This is a genomic window from Arthrobacter sp. NicSoilC5 (assembly GCF_019977395.1).
Taxonomy (GTDB): domain Bacteria; phylum Actinomycetota; class Actinomycetes; order Actinomycetales; family Micrococcaceae; genus Arthrobacter.
In genome coordinates, this window is sequence record NZ_AP024660.1 from 1,901,820 (window position 1) to 1,920,130 (window position 18,311).

At 66.5% G+C, this 18,311-nt stretch carries 14 protein-coding genes; 9 read left to right on the forward strand and 5 right to left on the reverse strand.

Annotation, left to right across the window (positions count from 1 at the left end; genetic code table 11):
• The first annotated feature begins 31 nt into the window (after positions 1-31).
• The 4 genes from LDO22_RS08915 to LDO22_RS08930 all read left to right on the forward strand — a co-directional run bounded on the left by LDO22_RS08915 (position 32) and on the right by LDO22_RS08930 (position 5,008).
• Complete coding sequence (locus LDO22_RS08915) at positions 32-1,678, forward strand: cellulose synthase catalytic subunit (protein WP_224026803.1); 1,647 nt, start codon at positions 32-34, stop codon at positions 1,676-1,678.
• Positions 1,675-3,234: a hypothetical protein gene (locus LDO22_RS08920; RefSeq protein ID WP_224026804.1), complete on the forward strand. Its 1,560-nt coding sequence runs from the start codon at positions 1,675-1,677 to the stop codon at positions 3,232-3,234. Before LDO22_RS08915 ends, LDO22_RS08920 begins: the two co-directional genes overlap by 4 nt.
• 302 nt (positions 3,235-3,536) lie before the next feature.
• On the forward strand, positions 3,537-3,929 hold the full coding sequence (locus LDO22_RS08925) for a GntR family transcriptional regulator (protein WP_224026805.1): 393 nt from the start codon (positions 3,537-3,539) through the stop codon (positions 3,927-3,929).
• Positions 3,926-5,008 (forward strand): DUF5808 domain-containing protein, encoded by a 1,083-nt coding sequence (locus LDO22_RS08930; RefSeq protein WP_224026806.1) that lies wholly within the window; start codon positions 3,926-3,928, stop codon positions 5,006-5,008. Before LDO22_RS08925 ends, LDO22_RS08930 begins: the two co-directional genes overlap by 4 nt.
• 18 nt (positions 5,009-5,026) lie before the next feature.
• Here LDO22_RS08930 and LDO22_RS08935 read toward each other — a convergent pair whose 3' ends face one another.
• From LDO22_RS08935 to pdhA, 4 genes are all read right to left on the reverse strand, one after another.
• On the reverse strand, positions 5,027-5,956 hold the full coding sequence (locus LDO22_RS08935) for a lipid kinase (RefSeq protein ID WP_224026807.1): 930 nt from the start codon (positions 5,954-5,956) through the stop codon (positions 5,027-5,029).
• Between the two features lie 126 nt (positions 5,957-6,082).
• Positions 6,083-7,675, reverse strand: a complete 1,593-nt coding sequence (locus LDO22_RS08940) for a dihydrolipoamide acetyltransferase family protein (RefSeq protein ID WP_224026808.1) — start codon at positions 7,673-7,675, stop codon at positions 6,083-6,085.
• Between the two features lie 2 nt (positions 7,676-7,677).
• Positions 7,678-8,790 (reverse strand): alpha-ketoacid dehydrogenase subunit beta, encoded by a 1,113-nt coding sequence (locus LDO22_RS08945; protein ID WP_224026809.1) that lies wholly within the window; start codon positions 8,788-8,790, stop codon positions 7,678-7,680.
• On the reverse strand, positions 8,787-10,013 hold the full coding sequence (gene pdhA, locus LDO22_RS08950) for a pyruvate dehydrogenase (acetyl-transferring) E1 component subunit alpha (protein WP_224026810.1): 1,227 nt from the start codon (positions 10,011-10,013) through the stop codon (positions 8,787-8,789). The genes LDO22_RS08945 and pdhA overlap by 4 nt, the downstream gene beginning before the upstream one ends.
• Positions 10,014-10,173: 160 nt before the next feature.
• On the opposite strand from pdhA, the gene LDO22_RS08955 reads away from it, so the two are divergent.
• From LDO22_RS08955 to LDO22_RS08975, 5 genes are all read left to right on the forward strand, one after another.
• Entirely contained in the window at positions 10,174-10,635 is a 462-nt protein-coding gene (locus tag LDO22_RS08955) for an Lrp/AsnC family transcriptional regulator (RefSeq protein ID WP_224027203.1), read from the forward strand.
• A gap of 368 nt (positions 10,636-11,003) precedes the next feature.
• Positions 11,004-11,456, forward strand: a complete 453-nt coding sequence (locus LDO22_RS08960) for a hypothetical protein (RefSeq protein WP_224026811.1) — start codon at positions 11,004-11,006, stop codon at positions 11,454-11,456.
• 76 nt (positions 11,457-11,532) lie between these two features.
• Positions 11,533-12,669 (forward strand): hypothetical protein, encoded by a 1,137-nt coding sequence (locus LDO22_RS08965; RefSeq protein WP_224026812.1) that lies wholly within the window; start codon positions 11,533-11,535, stop codon positions 12,667-12,669.
• 1 nt (position 12,670) lies between these two features.
• A complete protein-coding gene (locus LDO22_RS08970; protein ID WP_224026813.1) occupies positions 12,671-13,162 on the forward strand; it encodes a hypothetical protein in 492 nt (163 codons plus the stop codon).
• Positions 13,159-15,279 carry a hypothetical protein gene (locus tag LDO22_RS08975; protein ID WP_224026814.1) on the forward strand — a complete coding sequence of 707 codons (2,121 nt, stop codon included), beginning with the start codon at positions 13,159-13,161 and terminating at the stop codon, positions 15,277-15,279. Before LDO22_RS08970 ends, LDO22_RS08975 begins: the two co-directional genes overlap by 4 nt.
• Before the next feature lie 564 nt (positions 15,280-15,843).
• Here LDO22_RS08975 and LDO22_RS08980 read toward each other — a convergent pair.
• A complete protein-coding gene (locus LDO22_RS08980; RefSeq protein WP_224026815.1) occupies positions 15,844-18,306 on the reverse strand; it encodes a hypothetical protein in 2,463 nt (820 codons plus the stop codon).
• Positions 18,307-18,311 lie beyond the last annotated feature (5 nt).

The following is an 18,311-nucleotide window of genomic DNA, read 5'->3' on the forward strand; positions in this document are numbered from 1 at the left end:
AAGCGAAGACTGCGACTCATCGGGAGCAACCATGTTTTTTGACGTGCAACGGCTGCGGCCCGGCGGCCCACCAGCCCTCGGAAATGCGGCAGACAGCCCCACCATCGTCCCCAGCCGGACCGGCTTGGCATGGCTCATGCCGCCCCGGGACGGGGAGAAATACTCCTATCTGCGCACGCCGCAGCACCGCTGGGTGTTCTGGCTGTCTGCGCTGGCCATGGCCGGTTTTGCGGTCAGCTTCGTCGGCCTGGCCACCCAGTCCTACTGGACCCTGGTGTTCCTTCTGCCACTCGTCCTGCTGGTCACCGAACAGTGCCTCAGCCTCCGGACCTCCACCTACCGCCGGCGCATTTCAATGGCTGACCACGCGGCCACCGTCGAATTGTGGGAACCCACCCAGGTGCCCAGTGTCGACGTCTTCATTCCCACCTGCGGGGAAGATCTGGAGGTGCTGGCCAACACCGCGCACCACGTCCGGAACCTGCAGTGGCCGGGTGTGCTCCGGGTCCATGTACTGGACGACGCCGGGCGCGAGGAAGTGCGTGAACTCGCCGTTGGGAGCGGTTTTGGCTACGTGGCCCGGCCGGGCAACGCCTTCAAGAAGGCCGGGAACCTTCAGCACGCCTTCGAGCGCACGTCCGGCGATCACGTGGTGATCTTCGATGCGGACTTCGTGCCCCGGCCGGACTTCCTGCTGGAGCTCGTGCCGTACCTGGACGATCCGACGGTGGGGATCGTGCAGAGCCCGCAACACTTCTACACCCACAAGTCGATGTCCTGGCTGGAGCGGTGTGCCGGAGCCACCCAGGAGATGTTCTACCGCTTCATCCAGCCCTCGCGGGATGCGGTGGGCGGGGCGATCTGCGTGGGCACATCAGCCGTTTACCGCCGCCAGGCGCTGGAGGCCATCGGAGGTTTCCCGCAGATCGGCCACAGCGAGGACGTCTACACCGGCCTCCACATGAAGGAGCAGGGGTACCAGCTCAAGTATGTGCCGGTGCTGCTCTCCCGGGGCCAGTGCCCTACAGATATCGATTCGTTTATTTCCCAGCAGTACCGCTGGTGTGAGGGATCGATGTCGCTCGTGGCGGCGGATTCATTCCACGACACCCCGTCGCTGACGCTGCCCCAGCGGATGAGCTTTTGGTCAGGTTTCCTGTATTACATGAGTACGGCGATGCTTGCGCTTCTCGCACCCATTCCGTTGATCGTCATGGCGTTCTTTTTCCCGGCGAACATCACGCCGCTCAACTCCCTGCCCCTGCTGGGCGCGATTGTGCAGTGGCTGATCGTGCTGCCGGTGGTTTCCCTGGGCCGCTGGCGGCTGGACGTGCTGCGCGTCCAAACCATTTATGGTTTCGCCCACCTCTTCTGCATCGCCGATATGTTCCGGGGCCTGGTGTCGGAATGGGTGCCCACCGGCAGCGCATCGGCGCAGATCCCCGTCGCCCGGCGGGTAAGGTCCTTCATGGGTCCATACATCCTGGCCACCCAGGCTCTGACTCTGGTGGGTTTGTGCCTGGGGGTCAACCAATACGGGATCGAGCAGTTCTGGGCCGCCATTGTCCTCTTCGCGCTCTCGTCCTACGTGTTCGTTCCGGTGGGGATCCTGGCGATGGGCCGGGGACGCTCCGCCGCAGCCGAACCAGCCGTTGTGGCAATGGCGGAGAGCGCATGAGCACGGGCGTCGCCGCCCGTCCCACGTGGCGGGCGGCGCTGGAGTCGTTCCTTCCGGCCGCCAAACGGCCCAGCGCGGACAAGTACATCCGGCGCATTCCCATCGCCCTGATCCTTTTGGTGCAGGCGGTCTCGGCGCTCCGGCTCAGCAACACCGCTTTCCAGGACGAAGCGCTGTATTTGTACACCGGCGACTGGATCCTGAAGTCCTGGGCGGATCCGCACGTGGTGGTGTACACGCATCCGGAGTCATTCTTCTCCGGTGCACCCATGCTCTACCCGGTGCTGGGTGCACTGCTGGACCGGCTCGGCGGCCTGGCCTTGGCCCGTTTGTTCTCCACGGTCTGCATGCTCAGCGCTACGGCGGCGGTCTACTGGGGCACAAACGTACTGTTCGACCACCACGCCCGGCCACGCACCGCGGGCATCTTCGCCGCTTTCGTCTTCGCCCTCTCTGCGCCGGTCATCTTCCTGTCCAACTTCGCCACCTTCGACGCCCCCAGCTTCGCCCTCATCGCCTGGGCAGCCGCGCTCAGCATCTGGTCCAGCAAGCGCAACCGCTCCATTGTGTGGGGCGTGCCCATCGGGGTCCTCTGCTCCCTGGCCGTGCTGCTGAAATACTCCTCGGCCATCGACGTCCCGTTCGTCATGCTGCTGACCCTGGTCGTGGGGTGGGCGGTCCGCTCCACCCGGGCGAGGGCGGTGGCCCGCGGCGCGGTGGCCGGGCTCACCGCGCTGGTCCTGCTGGTGGGCTCGGCGCTGACCTGGGGGTCGGCGCTGCTGGCGGGCCTCCAGAAGACCACCACGGACCGGGCCGCCATGGTGCACCAGACTTCTGTCCTCACGCTGGTCAGCCAGGTGGGGGTATGGGCCGGTCTCACCTTCGCCCTCATGATCGCCGGCGCCATCTACCTGATGCGCCGCCAACCGGTCCTCGCGGTGCTGATGCTTGCCGGTACCATCGCGGCCACCGGCTACCAGATCTGGATGGGCGAGGCCGTGTCCCTGCACAAGCACCTCACCCTCGGCATCATTTTCGGTGCGCCGCTGGCCGGGGCAGTGCTATCGGCCCTGGTACGCACCGGGCGGAAGGTCACCGTTCTGCTCGTTGCGGCGGCGTGCTACGCCGTGCTGGTGACGGGACTGATGCAGTCCGAGAAGCTGTTCCACGTGTGGCCTGCCACCACTCCCCTGCACAACACGGTCGAGTTCGCCGTGGACTCCATGCCCTGGATCCGCACGCTCGCTGAAGTCCCTGAGCCGTTGATGTATTCGCTGAAGGACAAGACCGGACCCTGGCAGTGGACGGCGACGTACGACGGTTCGTTCTTTTACGACGACCCCGATGAAGGCGACAGGGTCTTCCAGGGGCTCGAGGCCTACCAGCACGCGCTGGAGGACAACTACTTCCAGCTCGTCGTCCTTGACCGGAGCACCCCGATCGGCCAACAGCTGCAGCCGGAGGAGTTCGGCTTCGCACAGACTGACACGGTCACCGACGCCGCGTCCGGCCACACCTGGCGGATCTACCAGAGGTTTGACCACATCCCCCAGTGACTTGGTGTGGCCGTTGCACAACAAAGGGAAGGCCCCTCCTAGGAGGGGCCTTCAACGTAGTGGTCATTTGTCTTCTGGTATCGGTCAGCGGTGATGCGCAATCCCCCTTCCCGGACGCCCCCGGCGCCCATCCGGACTATGACGCTGTCCACTTTAATGAGCTGCTGCCAGTGCGTAAAGACCCTAATCAAGAAAATAAAGCACGACGGCGGCGGCCTGGGCCGGGCGCGGGAAGGAGGTCTGGCGATTGCGGCTCCTTTGTTCTATAACTAATAGAACAAAGGTAGGAAGGTGAAGGGTCGTTGATCCTCAACGTCGATCTGGCTGCTGATGTGCCGATCTACCAGCAGATCCGGGACCAGATCGTGGAAGCAATCGCACACGGCGCACTGACCGAAGGCAGCCCGCTGCCGCCCACCCGGACGCTCGCCGCCGATTTCGGCATCAACTTCCACACAGTCAACAAGGCCTACGATCTCCTTCGCCAAGAGGGGCTGATCCGTCTCAGCCGCGGTACCGGGGCGGTAGTGACCGCGGCGGCCACCGGCCAGCTCCTTCCGTCCGACTGGACCGCGAGGGCCAGGACGCTCCTGGCGGAGGCCGTGGCCCGCGGAATGCCCGCCGACGACGTGCTCCAGGCCTGCCGGACCCTGCTCGATTCATTTGGTGCCGCGGATCAGGAGGACACGCGATGATTGTTTCCGCCGTTCTGGGCTTTGTACTGCTGGGGCTGGTTCTCCTGCTGGCATTGCTGCTGCCGTCCGTCACCAGCAACACCATCCCCTTCGGAGTCCGGATCCCGTCCCGGTATGCCGCCGATCCGGTCATCACCGGGCAGGCGCACTTGTACCGGCGGCGCGTCCTGATCTGCGGGGGCATCATTGCGGCAGCCGGCGTGGTCAGCGTGGCGGTGACCGGGCAACCCCTGCTGCTGCCGTTGTCGGTACTGGTGCTGGTGGCCACCTGGTACGGCTGCTTCTTTCTGGCCCACCAGGAGATCCGGGCAGCGAAGCTTGCCGGCGGCTGGTTCGAAGGTCTGCACCAGGGCATCGCCGTGGACACGGAACTAAGGACCAATCCCCCGCGGTTCCCCTGGCTCTGGTTGGCACCGGCCGCGGTCATCACGGCCTCCACCGCCGTAATTGGCATCCTGATGTACCCGTCCATGCCCCAGACCCTCGCCGTGCACTTTGGCGCCAACGGTGTCCCCAACAGGGTGGAAGCGAAGTCGGTGGGGGCGGCCTTTTCCCTGGTCTTCCTGCAGCTGGGCCTCACAGCATTCCTGGCGGGCATTGCGGCGGCCGTCGTCCGCAGCAGGCCCGACCTTGACCCGGCCCGCCCGATGGGATCCTCGCGCTGGGCCCGGCACTACATGTCGCTTGGCGCCAAGGCCGTGCTGGGGCTGGTAGCCATGATTGACCTGGGACTGATGGGATCCTCGCTGCTGATGTGGACCGGAACGGTGACCCGGTGGGCGCCGTTGGTGATCGTGATCCCGGTCCTGGCTTCCGTGGCGGCAACCGTAGCGGTCCTGGCCAGGAACAACAGGGACCGCAGCGAAAATGGGGAGGACACGGGCCTGACGCACCGCGACGATGACAGGTACTGGCGCGGCGGCCTGATCTACGTCAACCGGGAGGATCCGGTGCTGCTGGTGCCGCGCCGGTTCGGCATTGGATGGACATTGAACTTCGGGAACCCCAGGGCCGCGATGCTGCTGGCTGGAGTGGTTGCGCTGATCGGCTTGGTGCTTGCCCTCCGCTTCGCCGTCTAAGCGGTTACTGTTCAGGCGCTATCCGTCGAGCACCGCAGCGTTGCTTGCCCGCGGCACCACCACATGCACGGCATTGCGCTCGATGGTGAAGTCGGCGGGAGTAGCCGTGGCGATTTCGCCGTCGAGGTTAACCGGCAGGGATGGCTGCGTCACCAAGCGGACGTGCCGGGTCGTCAGGTGGTACACGCCGTCGCGCTCCACAAAGCTGCCATCTTTGAGCAGTCGAGCGATCCGCACATGTTCCCGGAGCGGCGCCCCGGGAATGGCGTACACGTCCAGGATGTGGTCGTCTATGCCTGCCGTCGGCGAAACCGCGTTGCCGCCCCCGTAATGCCTGCCGTTGCCGACGGCCACCTGCAGCACATCCGGCAGCTCGAGCGTTCCATGGTCGCCATCCGGGAATTCGAGCCGGGCGCGGAAGGGCTTGTGCCGGGAATAGGCGCGTACGGCGGCAACCCCGTAGGCCATTGGTCCCAGGTACCGCTTCAGGCGGGGACTGAGGCTTTCCGTAACTCCAACCGAAAGTCCCACCGACGCAACGTTGAGGAAAGGCCAGCCGTTCGCCCGCCCCAGGTCAATGTCCACTACCTTCCCGTCTGCGAGCGCAGTGCACGCGGCGTCCAGGCCGCCCGGAATTTCCAGGGTGCGGGCAAGGTCGTTTGCTGTTCCCAGCGGAAGAATCCCGAGCACTGTTCCCGTCCCCGCCAGCTGGCCGGCGGCGAAGGACACCGTGCCGTCCCCACCTCCCACGACCACCATGTCGTGGCCGCCCGCCACCACCCGCTTGAGTGTCCCCGGCAGTTCGCTGCCCTGCCGGACGTGATGCACAGAGGAAATGGGCAACCCGGCCTTTTGCAGCTTCTCCACCGCCAGGTCGGGTAGCGCCGCCCGGCGCGCGCCGGTATTGATCACCACGGCAACGGAGTTGGCGTCTCGGGCAGCCTTCATGGGGACCATCCTAGGTTGATGGAGCTGGGAGGTCCCTGCACGCGCAGACTGGCACCGGCAGAGGTGAAGCGTACGACGGCGGTATGCGGCCGCCGTCGTACGCCCACTATGCGAGTGGTTGGCGGGCTAGATATCCGCCAGGAGGGACGTGGGGTTTTCGATGGCGTCGGCCACGAAGCGGAGGAAGCCGCCGGCCGTGCCGCCATCGCAGACCCGGTGGTCGAAGGTCAGGGTCAGCTCGGTGACCTTGCGGACGGCCAGCTCCCCGTTGACCACCCACGGCTTGTCGATGATCCGGCCCACGCCGAGGATCCCAACCTCAGGGTGGTTGATGATCGCCGCTGAGCCGTCGACGCCGAACACGCCGTAATTGTTCAGCGTGAACGTTCCGCTGCCCAGCTCAGCCGGGGTCGCCTTGCCGTCGCGCGCCACCTGGGTGAGCCGGCGGATCTCCGCATCCAGCTCCCTGGCGCTGAGCTTCTCCGCCCCGCGCACGGAAGGCACCACCAGGCCGCGGTCGGTCTGCGCCGCGAAACCCAGGTTGATCCCGTCGAAGGCCACGATCTCCTGCGACCCATCGTCAGCAGTCTCAATCCGGGTGTTCAGTTCCGGATACTTCTTCAGCCCCGCCGTGACGAACCGTGCGATGAAAGCCAACAAACCCGGGACCTCCACACCGCTGGCTTTCAGCCCCTCGCGCAGCTCCATCAGGGCCGTGGCGTCCACATCAACCCACACCGTTGCTTCCGGAATCTCGGACCGGCTGCGGGCCATGTTCGCGGCAACGGCCTTACGCACGCCGCGGACAGGCGTGCGGGCCGCGACGGCAAGACCCGTCCGCGCGTCGCGGCCCTGGGCTTCGGCGGACTCAGCAGGACGCACCGGTGCTTCCACAGCTGCTTCAACCGGCTCGACTTCCGGTGCTGCCGCGGGCGCAGCTGCCGGCGCGGCTGTCCGCAGGGCGGCCTCCACGTCACGGCGCATGATCAGCCCGCTGTCACCGGAACCCGAAATATCCCCCAGGTCCACGCCATGCTCCCGAGCCATCCGACGGACCAGCGGAGAGATCACGGCGCCAAGCTTTCCGGGCACCCGGGTACGCAGGAGGGCAAGCTCGTCCTCTTTGGACAACTCGGGAGCAGCGGAGTCGGAACGGTCAGCCACGGCCACGGAAGACTTCGGCGCACGGGTACGCCGGGCAACGCCATGCCCACCGGGAGTTCCATACCCGATCAAAACATTTCCAGATCCAGCTTTTTCTTCCTCCCGGTACGTTTCCGCCTCAGCCGACGCGGATGATGCCGCCCCGGGAGTGGCATCGAAGGAACCGGACGAGGGACCCGATGCGAGCTTGCGAGCATTGGGAAGTCCGGTGCCGCTGTCGGAGCCGGCAGCATCGTCCGCAGGACGAATGCTGCCCGGCGAAGGGGCGGGGGCGGCATCATCCGCGGCCCCTCCCGAAGGCACCAGTTCCGGCAGAGGCGTCACCGAGATCAGCGGCTTCCCTACGTCCAGGGTCTCCCCCGGCTTCCCGTGCAGCTCGGCAACAATCCCGGCATACGGAGACGGCACCTCCACTGCGGACTTGGCGGTCTCCACCTCGGCGATGGGCTGATCGACGGCGATCTCGTCACCCACAGAGACATGCCAGGCCACCAGTTCAGCCTCGGTGAGGCCCTCACCCAGGTCCGGCAGCAAAAATACGCGTGGTTCGCTCATGGTCAGTTCTCCCACTGAAGGTCGTCAACGGCGTCGAGGATGCGGTCCACGCCGGGCAGGTAGTACTTCTCGAGTTTGGGCGCCGGGTACGGGACGTCGAACCCGGTCACGCGGCGGATCGGTGCGGCCAGGTAGTGGAAGCAGCGCTCCTGCACCCGGGCCACGATCTCGGAGGAGACGGACGCGAAGCCATGCGCCTCTGCGATCACCACGGCGCGGCCGGTCTTGCGGACGGACTCGCCCACAGTCTCATCGTCGAACGGGACGATGGTCCGCACGTCGATCACTTCCAGCGAGCGGCCCTCCAGCGCCGCCGCCTCGGCGGCAGCCAAAGCAGTGGGCACGGAGGGACCGTACGCAATCAGCGTCGCGTCGGTGCCGGGACGCGCGACGGCGGCCCTTCCCTCCGAGCTGCGTCCCGCCGTCGTACCTTCCTCATGAAGGCGCCGCAGCTCGCCCAGGTCCACCGAATCCTTGGTCCAGTACATCTTCTTGGGCTCCATGAAGACCACCGGATCGTCGGAGTCGATGGCTTCGCGGAGCATGCGGTAGCCGTCCGCGACGGTGGCCGGGGTGTAGACCTTCAGCCCGGCGGTGTGGGCGTAGTAGGACTCGGAGGAGTCGCAGTGGTGCTCCACTCCCCCGATGCCGCCGCCGTACGGAATCCGGATCACCATGGGCAGCTTGACCATGCCGCGGGTACGGTTGTGCATCTTGGCCACGTGGCTGACGATCTGTTCGAACGCCGGGTATGCGAACGCATCGAACTGCATCTCGATGACGGGCCGCATGCCGTTGATGGCCATACCCACGGCCATGCCCACAATGCCGGACTCGGCCAGCGGGGTGTCGAAGCAGCGCTGTTCGCCGAACGTGGCGGTGAGGCCGTCGGTGATGCGGAAGACGCCGCCCAGGAGCCCTACGTCCTCACCGAACACCAGGACGGAGGAGTCCGCGGACATGGCGTCGGCGAGCGCGGTGTTGAGGGCCTTGGCCATGGTGACCGGCTGCGGGCCGACGGCCTCGGCGGATGCCGCTGCGGAGGCTGCGGCCCGGGCGGTAGCGGCGGAAACGTTGCCGTTGGCCTCGGATGAGGTGGTGATGGTGGGGCTCACTTGCCGGCCTCCTTCAAGTCAGTGGCTGCTGCGTCGCGGGCCAGCTCGTCGGCGAGCATGGCAGACTGTTCCTTCAGCTGCGGGGTCTGCACCGCGAACACGTGGCGGAAGAGCTCCTGCGGGTCCACAGGCACGTCCTCGCCGAGGCCATCGCGCAGCTGCGCGGCAACCGCCTCAGCGTGCGCAGCGATCCGTGCCTCGCCGTCGTCGTCCAGCAGCCCTCGGTCCGTCAGGTAGGTGCGCATCCTGTTCACGGGGTCTTTGGCCCGCCACTCCGCAACCTCGGCGCTTTCCCGGTAGCGGGTGTCGTCGTCGGCGTTGGTGTGGGCCTGCATGCGGTACGTGTTGGCCTCCACCAGCAGGGGGCCGGAGCCTTCCCGGGCCAGTTTCACGGCGCGGTCCAGGACGGCGAGGAGTGCCACGACGTCGTTGCCGTCCACGCGTTCGCCGGCCATGCCGTAGCCCACGGCTTTGTGCGCGAGCGACGGCGCCACGGACTGGTGTGCCAGCGGCACCGAGATGGCGTACTTGTTGTTCTGGACGAAGAAGATGACCGGCAGGTGGAAGACGGCGGCGAAGTTCAGGGCTTCGTGGAAGTCGCCTTCGCTGGTGGCGCCGTCGCCGCACATGGCCAGCACCACGGTGTCCTCACCGCGCAGCTTGGCGGCGTGGGCAACGCCGACGGCGTGCAGCAGCTGGGTGGTCAGCGGGGTGCACTGGATGCCCACCTTGTACTTGAGGGGGTCGTACCCGCCGTGCCAGTCGCCGCGGAAGATGGTCATCACCTGGACGGGGTCCACGCCGCGGGTCATCACGGCCACGGCGTCGCGGTAGGTGGGGAACATCCAGTCGCCGTCGGACAGGCACAGGGCGGCGGCCACCTGGCAGGCTTCCTGGCCGTGGCTGGAGGGGTAGACGGCCATGCGGCCCTGCCGGACCAGGGCGGAATTCTGGTCATTGACGCGGCGGCCGACGACGAGTTGTTCGTACGCGGCGAGCAGTTCCTTGTCGCCGGGCACGGGGTATTCGTGGCCGGGCTGGGTGCCCTGCTCACTGCCGGCCTTGAGCCGGCCGTCCGGGTCCACCATCTGGATCTGGTGCCGGGCGGGGAGCATGTAGTCCTCCACCGTGATGCCGAACTTCTTCACAGCTTCCGTCAGCGCATTGCCTGGCGTTGCGGTGCTGGTGGTGTCCGGCGCGGTGTGGTCTGCGGAGATCGTCATTGGTCCGTCCTTCGGTAGCCACTATTCCCTCCCAGTATCGTCCTGACGCAGGTTTCGTATCCAGCACCTGCGCGAATCGTGGAGAAGCTGCTCAGAACTGCCTATTATGGGAGACGATTTGTAACTGTGACGTGGATTACCGACGGGAGTCGTGGACAAAATGCCGGGCAAGGATGCTGCTGCCGAGGTTCCGCTGGACGATATTGACCGCCGCATCATTGCCGAGCTCACCCGGGACGGCCGGATGTCCGTCACTCAAGTGGCGGAAAACGTTCACATCTCGCGGGCGCATGCGTACTCGCGAATTGCCCGGCTGACCGGCGACGGGGTGCTGACCCGGTTTACGGCGCTGGTGGATCCCATCAAGGCAGGGCTGAAGTCCTCGGCCTACGTGACGCTGAAGCTGAAGCAGGATTCCTGGCGTGAGCTCCGCGACCAGCTGGGCGCCATCCCGGAAGTGCACCACATCGCGCTGGTGGGCGGCGACTTCGACGTCATCCTGCTGGTCCGGGCCGTGGACAACATCGACCTCCGCCGGGTCATCTTCGACCAGCTTCAGACCATGCCCGGCGTGCTCGATACGCAGACGTTCCTGGTGTTCGAGGACGTGGATACGCGGTAGAAAATTCAGCGCCCAGGTCAGTACTTATTCCCGAAATTGATGTTCCAGGTGCGCAAGATTTCCTCAATGTGAGCGCTTCATAGCAGTACCCGAAGTCAGCGGGGACTACTACTTGGATTGCCCCTTTCCGCCTTGAGTCTGCACGGTGTGGGAAGAAACTTCCACGGAATTGCAGCGCGGGGAACGCAGGTAGTGGCAGCGCTTACCGAGTACCCGGCTTCTTGAGGTTTCAGAAACTCAAGTACCGGTACGTGTTGTTGCTCCTTTTCGCTCCGGCAAATATTGGGTCATCGATCCACCGGAAGGCACCTGGATGGAGCCACCAATGGGGGAACGGGTTCTCAACCACACATTCAAGGAGTCTCTCCATGCGCAAAATGACCAAGAAAAACAAGATCGCCGCTGTTGCCCTGTCCGCGACGCTGCTGGCAGCCGGCGGCGGCGCCGCATACGCCTACTGGAGCACCACCGGTTCGGGTGGCGGTTCAGCTGTCGCTTCGTCCGGCACCACGACGTCCACTATCAAGATCACTGCAGCCTTTGCGGACGGTTTGACGCCTGGTGCCACCGAGGACATCACCTACACCGCAACCAACCCGAATTCCTCAAGCACCACGGTGACCTTGGACAAGGCCGTGGTCAGCGCTGACAACGGGTGCGACGCCAGCTGGATCACTGCCTCGGTGCCGACCAACACCACGACTATCGCCGCCGGAGCCACTGAGACGCTCGGTGCGGGCAAGCTGGTCTTCGCTGACACTGCCGGAAACCAGGATCTCTGCAAGGGCGCCAAGATCACCGTAGCGGTCACCAGCCACTAGGCAAACAGCGGGCCGGGGGCGGTGCGAATCCGCCCCCGGCTTGCCGTTATCTGCACCGAAGAAAGAGGGGCACAGGGTGCACGAGCAGGACGGGCATGCGCGGCGTCGCAGGCGGATCGGAATCAAGGCAGCGCTGGTGGCGCTGGTGCTGCTGCTGGCGGGGGCCGGATCGCTGATTGCGGCGGCAAACAATCCAAAGCCCGGCATTACGGTGCAGGTCTCCCCCGCAAGCCAGTCCGTCCAGCAGGGCCAGTCAGCCTCCTACACGGTCACGGTCACCTCCACGGGAGGCTTCAGCGGCGCCGTCAGCCTGGCCGCCGCGGGACTTCCGGCCGCGGCAACGGGCGCCTTCACGCCGTCGTCCATCACCCTCAACTCCGGCAGCAACGCAACGGCCACCCTGAACGCCACCACCGCCGCGACCACGCCGGCGGGGACCAGCTCCATCACCATCACCGCGGCAAGCGGCAAGATCTCCGGCAGCGTGACGGCCAGCCTCACGGTGAACTACAAGATCTCCAGCTCGTTCTCGATGACAGCCACCCCGGACTCGGTCAGCATGCCGCCGGGCGCCACCGCCGTCTACACGCTGCAGCTCAGCCGCAACAACTTCACCGGCCCCATCACCTTCAGCGTCCTGGGCGGACTTCCGGCGGGAGCAACGGCGTCGTTCTCGCCCAACCCGGCCACCGGGACATCCACCACTCTCCAGGTGGCCACCACCAGCGCCTCCCCCACCGGAACCTCCAGCCTGTACCTGGTGGGCACCGGCAAGGACTCCTCCGGGAAGGCGCAGTACGCCTACGCGAATGTCCAGCTGGTGCTGGACTCCACCATCAAGCAGTTCGGCATCTCCGGGAACGTCCCCGGAACCCTGTCCCCGGGCACGTCGGCCGGACTGAACCTGCAGATCAGCAACCCCATCAACAAGCCGCTGTCGCTGACCAACCTCTCGGTCGCCGTCGCGGGCGTCACCCGGAGCGCGGCCGCCGTAACGGGCAACCTGCCCTGCACGCCGGCCGACTTCACCGTCACCCAGTACAGCGGCCCCTACCCGCTGGCCGTGCCGGCCACGGGCGGTTCGCTCCAGGGGCTCAACGTCGCCCAGACCGCCTGGCCGCGGGTGGGAATGCTGGATACGTCCACCAACCAGGACGGCTGCAAAGGCGCCACCCTCCAGCTCAGCTACTCAGGATCAGGACAGGGGAACTGAGATGACCAACCCCAGCAGAGGCCGGGGCCTCAAAGCAGCTGCCCTCGCCGGGCTCCTGGCTACCGCCGGCGCCGGAACCGCCTACGCCTACTGGACTGCCGCGGGATCCGGGTCAGGGTCCGCGGCCGCCGCCACCATGCAGGCCGTCTCAGTGGACGCCCTCGTCGCCAGCGACAACCCGAAGACGGTTCTCTATCCTGGTGGCAGCGCCGACGTCGTCCTCCGCCTGACCAACCCCAACCCGTACTCGGTGCAGGTGTACAGCGTGACAGGCAACGGCCCCGCGGTGGCCGACCCGTCGCACCCCAGCTGCACCACCACCGGCGTCAGCTTTACCGGGACCGCCGCGCCGCTGTCTCCCGCCACATACGTTCCCGCTAATTCGTCAGCACTCATCACCCTTCCCGGAGCGGCCGCCATGGATACCACCTCGCTCGCAGCCTGCCAGGGCGCCACGTTCAGCCTCCCCGTCACGGCGGAGGTCCGGAAATGAGCCTCGCCATCCGCAACGCGTCCCTCTTCACCGGCCGCCTCCCATCCCGCAGGCTGGCCTGGATCATCACCGCGGTCCTGCTCCTGCTCGGCACGGGCACCGCGGCCTACGCATTCTGGGCCTCCACCACCAGCAGCAACAACGCCACCGCCGCAGCCGACGCGCTCTCACCCGGTTCCAAGCCCTCGGTCACTGCCAGCAACACGTCCCTGACGGTCGCCTGGGCCAACGGGACCACCGTCAACGGCCATCCCGCCACCGGCTACACCGTTGCCCGCTACTCAGTGGCCACCGGCGGGACCGCCATCCCGGCCACGGGCGGCTGCGCGGGAACCGTCACCACGCTTACCTGCACCGAGCAGAATGTCCCGGGCGGCACCTGGTACTACACCGTCACCCCGGCCATCGCGCTCTGGACCGGGGCCGAGAGCCCGCGCAGCAACGGCGTCAGCAGCGATGCCACCGCGCCCACAGCATCAGCCACGGTTTCGCCCACCCCGAATGCGGCCGGCTGGAACAACACCAGCCCGGTCGCCGTAACCATCACGGCCGACGACGGGACGTCCGGTTCCGGTGTCGCCTCCATTACCTACGCGGTCGACGGCGGCGCGCAGCAGACGGTCAGCGCGGCCATCGCCACCATTCCGGTCACGGGAGACGGTACGCACACAGTGTCCTACTTCGCGACGGACAAGGTGGGCAACGCCGGGTCCGCGCAGAGCCAGACGGTCAAGATCGATACCCAGGCGCCGGCTGCTCCTGCCTTCAGCACCGTTCCCGCCTACGTAAGCCAGGCGACGGTTTCCGGGGTGGCGGTCAGCGGGACCGCCGAAGCAGGGGCCACGGTCAACCTCGTAGCCAGAGATGGCGCCGGGCATTCAGTGCCGGCGACGGCCACCGCTACGCTGGGCTCCTGGTCCGTCAAAGTTGACCTGACCGGCCTGGACCAGGGCACCGTTACCTACTCGGCAACCGCCACGGATGCCGCAGGCAACACAGGGACCGCCACCACGGCCACGAGCGCGAAGGACACCCTTGCCCCGTCCCCGGCTTCCGGCGTGGGCGTGCCCACCTACGTCTACACCGGCAACGTCTTATCCGTCCCCGTCACCGGCAGCGCAGAAGCCGGGTCTACGGTGACCGTAAGCGCCGCCGACACCGTCGGCACCACCCCTGTCACGGGCACCGCCACTGCTTCCGGCACGGGTGCCTGGTCGCTGAACCTGAACCTCGGAACCCTGGGCCAAGGAGCAATCACCTACACCATCAACGTCGCCGACCCTGCCGGCAACACCAGTAGCGCTGTCACTGCATCGGACACAAAGGACACCGTGCTGTCCCTAAAGCTCAATCCCCTGCCGACGATCTTTTCGGGCAACGTGAAAAACTACCCGGTCAGCGGCACCACCGACTCCGGTTCCACCGTGAACCTTGCGGTCACCGACTCGGCCACCAGCGTCCCGGCAACCGCCTCGGGCTCCGCCTGGACCACGCCCGCACTAGACCTCACCAACCTCCGGGACACCTCAACAAGCAATCCAATCGTCACGGTGACGGTCACAGCCACTACGAGTGACGCCGCGGGCAACACCGCTTCTGTCAGCGCCACTGTCACCAAGGACACCGCCGCGCCGTCCGTCACAGGCGTTGTCCTCACCAACGGCGGGCCGAAGCAGAATTCCGCGGACAAGGGCGACACCCTGACCATCACATACTCCGAGGCCCTGGATCCGGCCAAATTCTGCACCAGCACCAGCGGTGCCACCACCTTCAACGGCATCGCAACGCTGTCTGACAACAACCTGAACGACACCCTCAGCTTCTCAACGACCGACTGCACGGGGCTCAACATCGGCAACATCTCACTGGGCGGCAACTACGTTTCGGCAACAGCCACCTTTGGGCCCAACGGTAACGGATCCGGTGGGGCGTCCACTCTTACGTGGAACCCCACTGCGAAGACGTTCACCATCAAACTCGGGAACTCTGCCAACGGCAGCACCCTGCAGAATGTGACCGCGGGGCAGCCCTCCTATACGCCGTCGTCGAACCTCACTGACGTGGCGGGCAACGCGGCCGTACCTGGACTGGGCACCTGGGGAACTTCAGGTTTCTGACGGTCCGGGCCGCAGGAGGATGCCATTTATCCGTGGGAGGAACCGCCGCCCCAGTACTGGAAGCTGTCATAGCAGTGGCGGGAGCAAAATGCCGCCGATGGAGATGGGGGCAGGGCCATCCCGCAATACCTGCACTTTGGCTTGGATCGCAGGATCTGCTTCACGATTTTCAGCATGAAAGAACGGTAGGTGCCCGCCCCGCAGATGTGACCAGTAATCAATACTTCAATCCAGGTTGCCGCCATACCTACAGGGCTCCTTCCGCGTTGGCGGCCGTGGGAAAAGTGAGGCGACCTTGATGCATTCTTGAGCAAATCCAAGCCCACCCTTGAGGCGGTCCGGGCAAAGTGATGCCCAAGGGGACGGAATGCAGCGTTGCTGCAACTGGGTACTGGGGCCCAGTCAACCGCACCCCGCGTCGGCTACTGCCGATGGTCTCAGACGCCTGGCGGCACCACCAGTGGCGCCGCCAGGCAACCCATTCCACGTTCACCACGGACCAGGGGCCGGCGGCGGAGGCAACGGATCAGCGTCGATTCGAATAAAGCTGCCGGCCCCCCACTTTTACCCGGCGCCCGAAGTGGGCGCCGGCGCCGGGGTCTCGCCCGTCCCGTAGTCCGCGCCGGGTGCCGGCGTCGCATAGCCAACGGACGACGTCGGCTGCGGGCCTTCCGTATATTGCCCCGTCGGCGGCGTGGCCACCCCAGTCGGAGCTGGGTCAGGAGCGAAGGTTTCTGCCGGTACCCCCGCCGGAGCGGACTGGTTACCAGGGGACGATGATGAGGTAGGACCAAGGCCGGGTCCGCCGCTGGGGACGGAGGTGGCTGGAGACGATGCCCCGGAAGTACCCCCGGCAACCGAAGCACCCTTGACGATGGCCGTGATCTGTTCCTTATACCCGTTGAGCGTGGCCTGGATATCGGAGAGCGGTACGTCGCGGATGTTCCGCCCGTATTCGGCGATTTTGGCCCAGAGCGCTTCGAGCTGCTGTTTGCTGTCCCCGTCCAGCGGCCCGTCAAGTGTCAGGACCAGCTGGCTGGCCAGGGCGTAGGTGAGGCAGTCCAGGCAGTTGTAGTTGGCCGCCGCCGAAAGGTTCTGCGGCACGATCACGTCCGTCTGTCCCACCACCAGCACCACCTGGAACCCTACGGCCACCGCCGCGCAGCCCGAACAATTGGCGAAGGCGTAGGCCTCGTTGGTGGTGGTGACGGGCTGGCCATCCTCGGCCCACACGAGGGCGAACGCCACGCTGTACTGGACGGAGCCGTCGGTGGTGTTGACGGCGAGCGCCTGGTTCCCGTCACTCTCGGGGGCAGCCGGCCGGTCGAACGGGAACACCCAGGAGGGCGCCGCAGCAGCGGGACCTGCATCGGAACCGCCGCCGGAAGATGGAGCGGCGGAAGAACCCGCCGGGACCAGCACCATGCTCAGCTGCGGGTTGTCCCGGGTCGGTTTCGCAGCCCCGGCGGGCCACAGCACAACGGTTCGTCCGGCAGCGCCCTGCCGCAATGCCCCGCCGTCGCGCGCGGGAAGGATTGCCCGCGTGGCATCCCCCAGCGTCCCGCGTTCATAGGCCTGTACCGGGCGGTACGTCCCGCCGTCAGGCCACCATGCCCAGGCGAGGCAGCCCAGAAGGACTGCCACGGCGGTCATCGCAGCGGTGCGCTGCAGGGCCTTGCCGCGGGTTTTCTGCCAAAGCCCGGTAACCAGCTGCCGCAGCAGCCGCGCCACGATATACAGCACGCCCAGCACCGGGACGGCCACCACGATCATGGCCAGTGCCCGCACGGCCACGCCCAGGAAGTCCCCGCTGGCGAGCGACGCCGAGAGCGCCTCCTGCTGTTTGCCCACGCTGGCCCAACCGGTGCCCAGCAGCCTCGGCAGGGACAACACCATCATCACCATGCTGAACAGCAGCACCGGCACCGTGACCAGGACCCAAACGGTGACCACGGCCCGCGCCCACGGTTTCAACACCTTGCTTTCCGGGTTTCCCCACCGCCACGGAAGGATCCCCAGAAGGGTCGGCTTGATCCGCTGGAACAGGTCAGGCACTCCGGTGGCGTCGGCCAGGATGTGGTAGCCGTCGTATTTCACCAGCGGGATCAGTTGCCGGACCATCTGCAGGATCTGCGTGACCACCACCAGCAGGAGCGCGTCGAAGCCGGTGGCCCACCACAGGCCCATAATGGCCACCGCCACGATGGCATTGAAGTACAGTCCGCCCAGGTCGGTGCGGATCCTGCCGCCGCGGCCCAGCCGGTACGAATCCGTGACGTCCGTAAAGAACGCGGGCCACAGCAGGTACAGCCCCGCTCCCATGGCTCCGGGCGTCGCCCCGCCCTTGCGGGTGGCTGCGGCGTGGCCGAATTCGTGGAACCCGGCGGAGAGGATGGTGACCGCGAGGATCAGCAGCAGGAGGGCCGGCTGCTCGAAGGCCTCGTGAGTGGCCGAACCCAGTCCCTTCACCATGAGCACCCACCAGCACGCGGCAAGGAACGCGGCCGTCACGGCCACCACGATCAGCGGGTTGAAGAGCACGGCGAATGGCGCCGTGATCCGGCGCGTGCGCTCAGGGTCGGAAACGACGTAGCGGAACCGCAGGCCCAGCAGCGGGTTCGCCTTCTTGACCTCGGGCTGGCTGCCGTCGGCGAGCCGGAGCAGACCCATTGGCAGCAGCTGGGAGTCCATCAACGTGCGGACGTTGTCTGCGCTGACCAGGCGCCCCGAGCCCTCGCTGGCGTGCTTGGCGATAGCGTCAAAGTCACGGGTGCCGTCGGCACCCTCCAGCACCAGGTACAGCAGCCGGGTCAGCTGCAGGGTCTGGCCGTCGGCGCGGCGCACCAGAGCCGGCGGCTCCCGGTAGCCGGAGCCTTCCGCTGGGCCAAGCAACTGCACGCCGTCGGCCAGGGCAGGAAGGTGGGCACCCGCCGTCGTGATGGTCCGGTCCGGCGGGTCCTGGGAAAGGGCAGCGGTCGACGACGGCGGGCCCGCCTGGGAAGGCGGGCCGCCTTGGGTCTGGGTCATCTGGG

Bases quoted from the DNA above. Each gene is read 5' to 3' on its own strand.
- LDO22_RS08915 (WP_224026803.1), top strand. From the start codon at position 32: ATGTTTTTTGACGTGCAACGGCTGCGGCCCGGCGGCCCACCAGCCCTC.
- LDO22_RS08920 (WP_224026804.1), top strand. From the start codon at position 1,675: ATGAGCACGGGCGTCGCCGCCCGTCCCACGTGGCGGGCGGCGCTGGAG.
- LDO22_RS08930 (WP_224026806.1), top strand. From the start codon at position 3,926: ATGATTGTTTCCGCCGTTCTGGGCTTTGTACTGCTGGGGCTGGTTCTC.
- LDO22_RS08935 (WP_224026807.1), bottom strand. From the start codon at position 5,956: ATGAAGGCTGCCCGAGACGCCAACTCCGTTGCCGTGGTGATCAATACC.
- LDO22_RS08940 (WP_224026808.1), bottom strand. From the start codon at position 7,675: ATGAGCGAACCACGCGTATTTTTGCTGCCGGACCTGGGTGAGGGCCTC.
- pdhA (WP_224026810.1), bottom strand. From the start codon at position 10,013: ATGACGATCTCCGCAGACCACACCGCGCCGGACACCACCAGCACCGCA.
- LDO22_RS08955 (WP_224027203.1), top strand. From the start codon at position 10,174: ATGCCGGGCAAGGATGCTGCTGCCGAGGTTCCGCTGGACGATATTGAC.
- LDO22_RS08960 (WP_224026811.1), top strand. From the start codon at position 11,004: ATGCGCAAAATGACCAAGAAAAACAAGATCGCCGCTGTTGCCCTGTCC.
- LDO22_RS08970 (WP_224026813.1), top strand. From the start codon at position 12,671: ATGACCAACCCCAGCAGAGGCCGGGGCCTCAAAGCAGCTGCCCTCGCC.
- LDO22_RS08975 (WP_224026814.1), top strand. From the start codon at position 13,159: ATGAGCCTCGCCATCCGCAACGCGTCCCTCTTCACCGGCCGCCTCCCA.
- LDO22_RS08980 (WP_224026815.1), bottom strand. From the start codon at position 18,306: ATGACCCAGACCCAAGGCGGCCCGCCTTCCCAGGCGGGCCCGCCGTCG.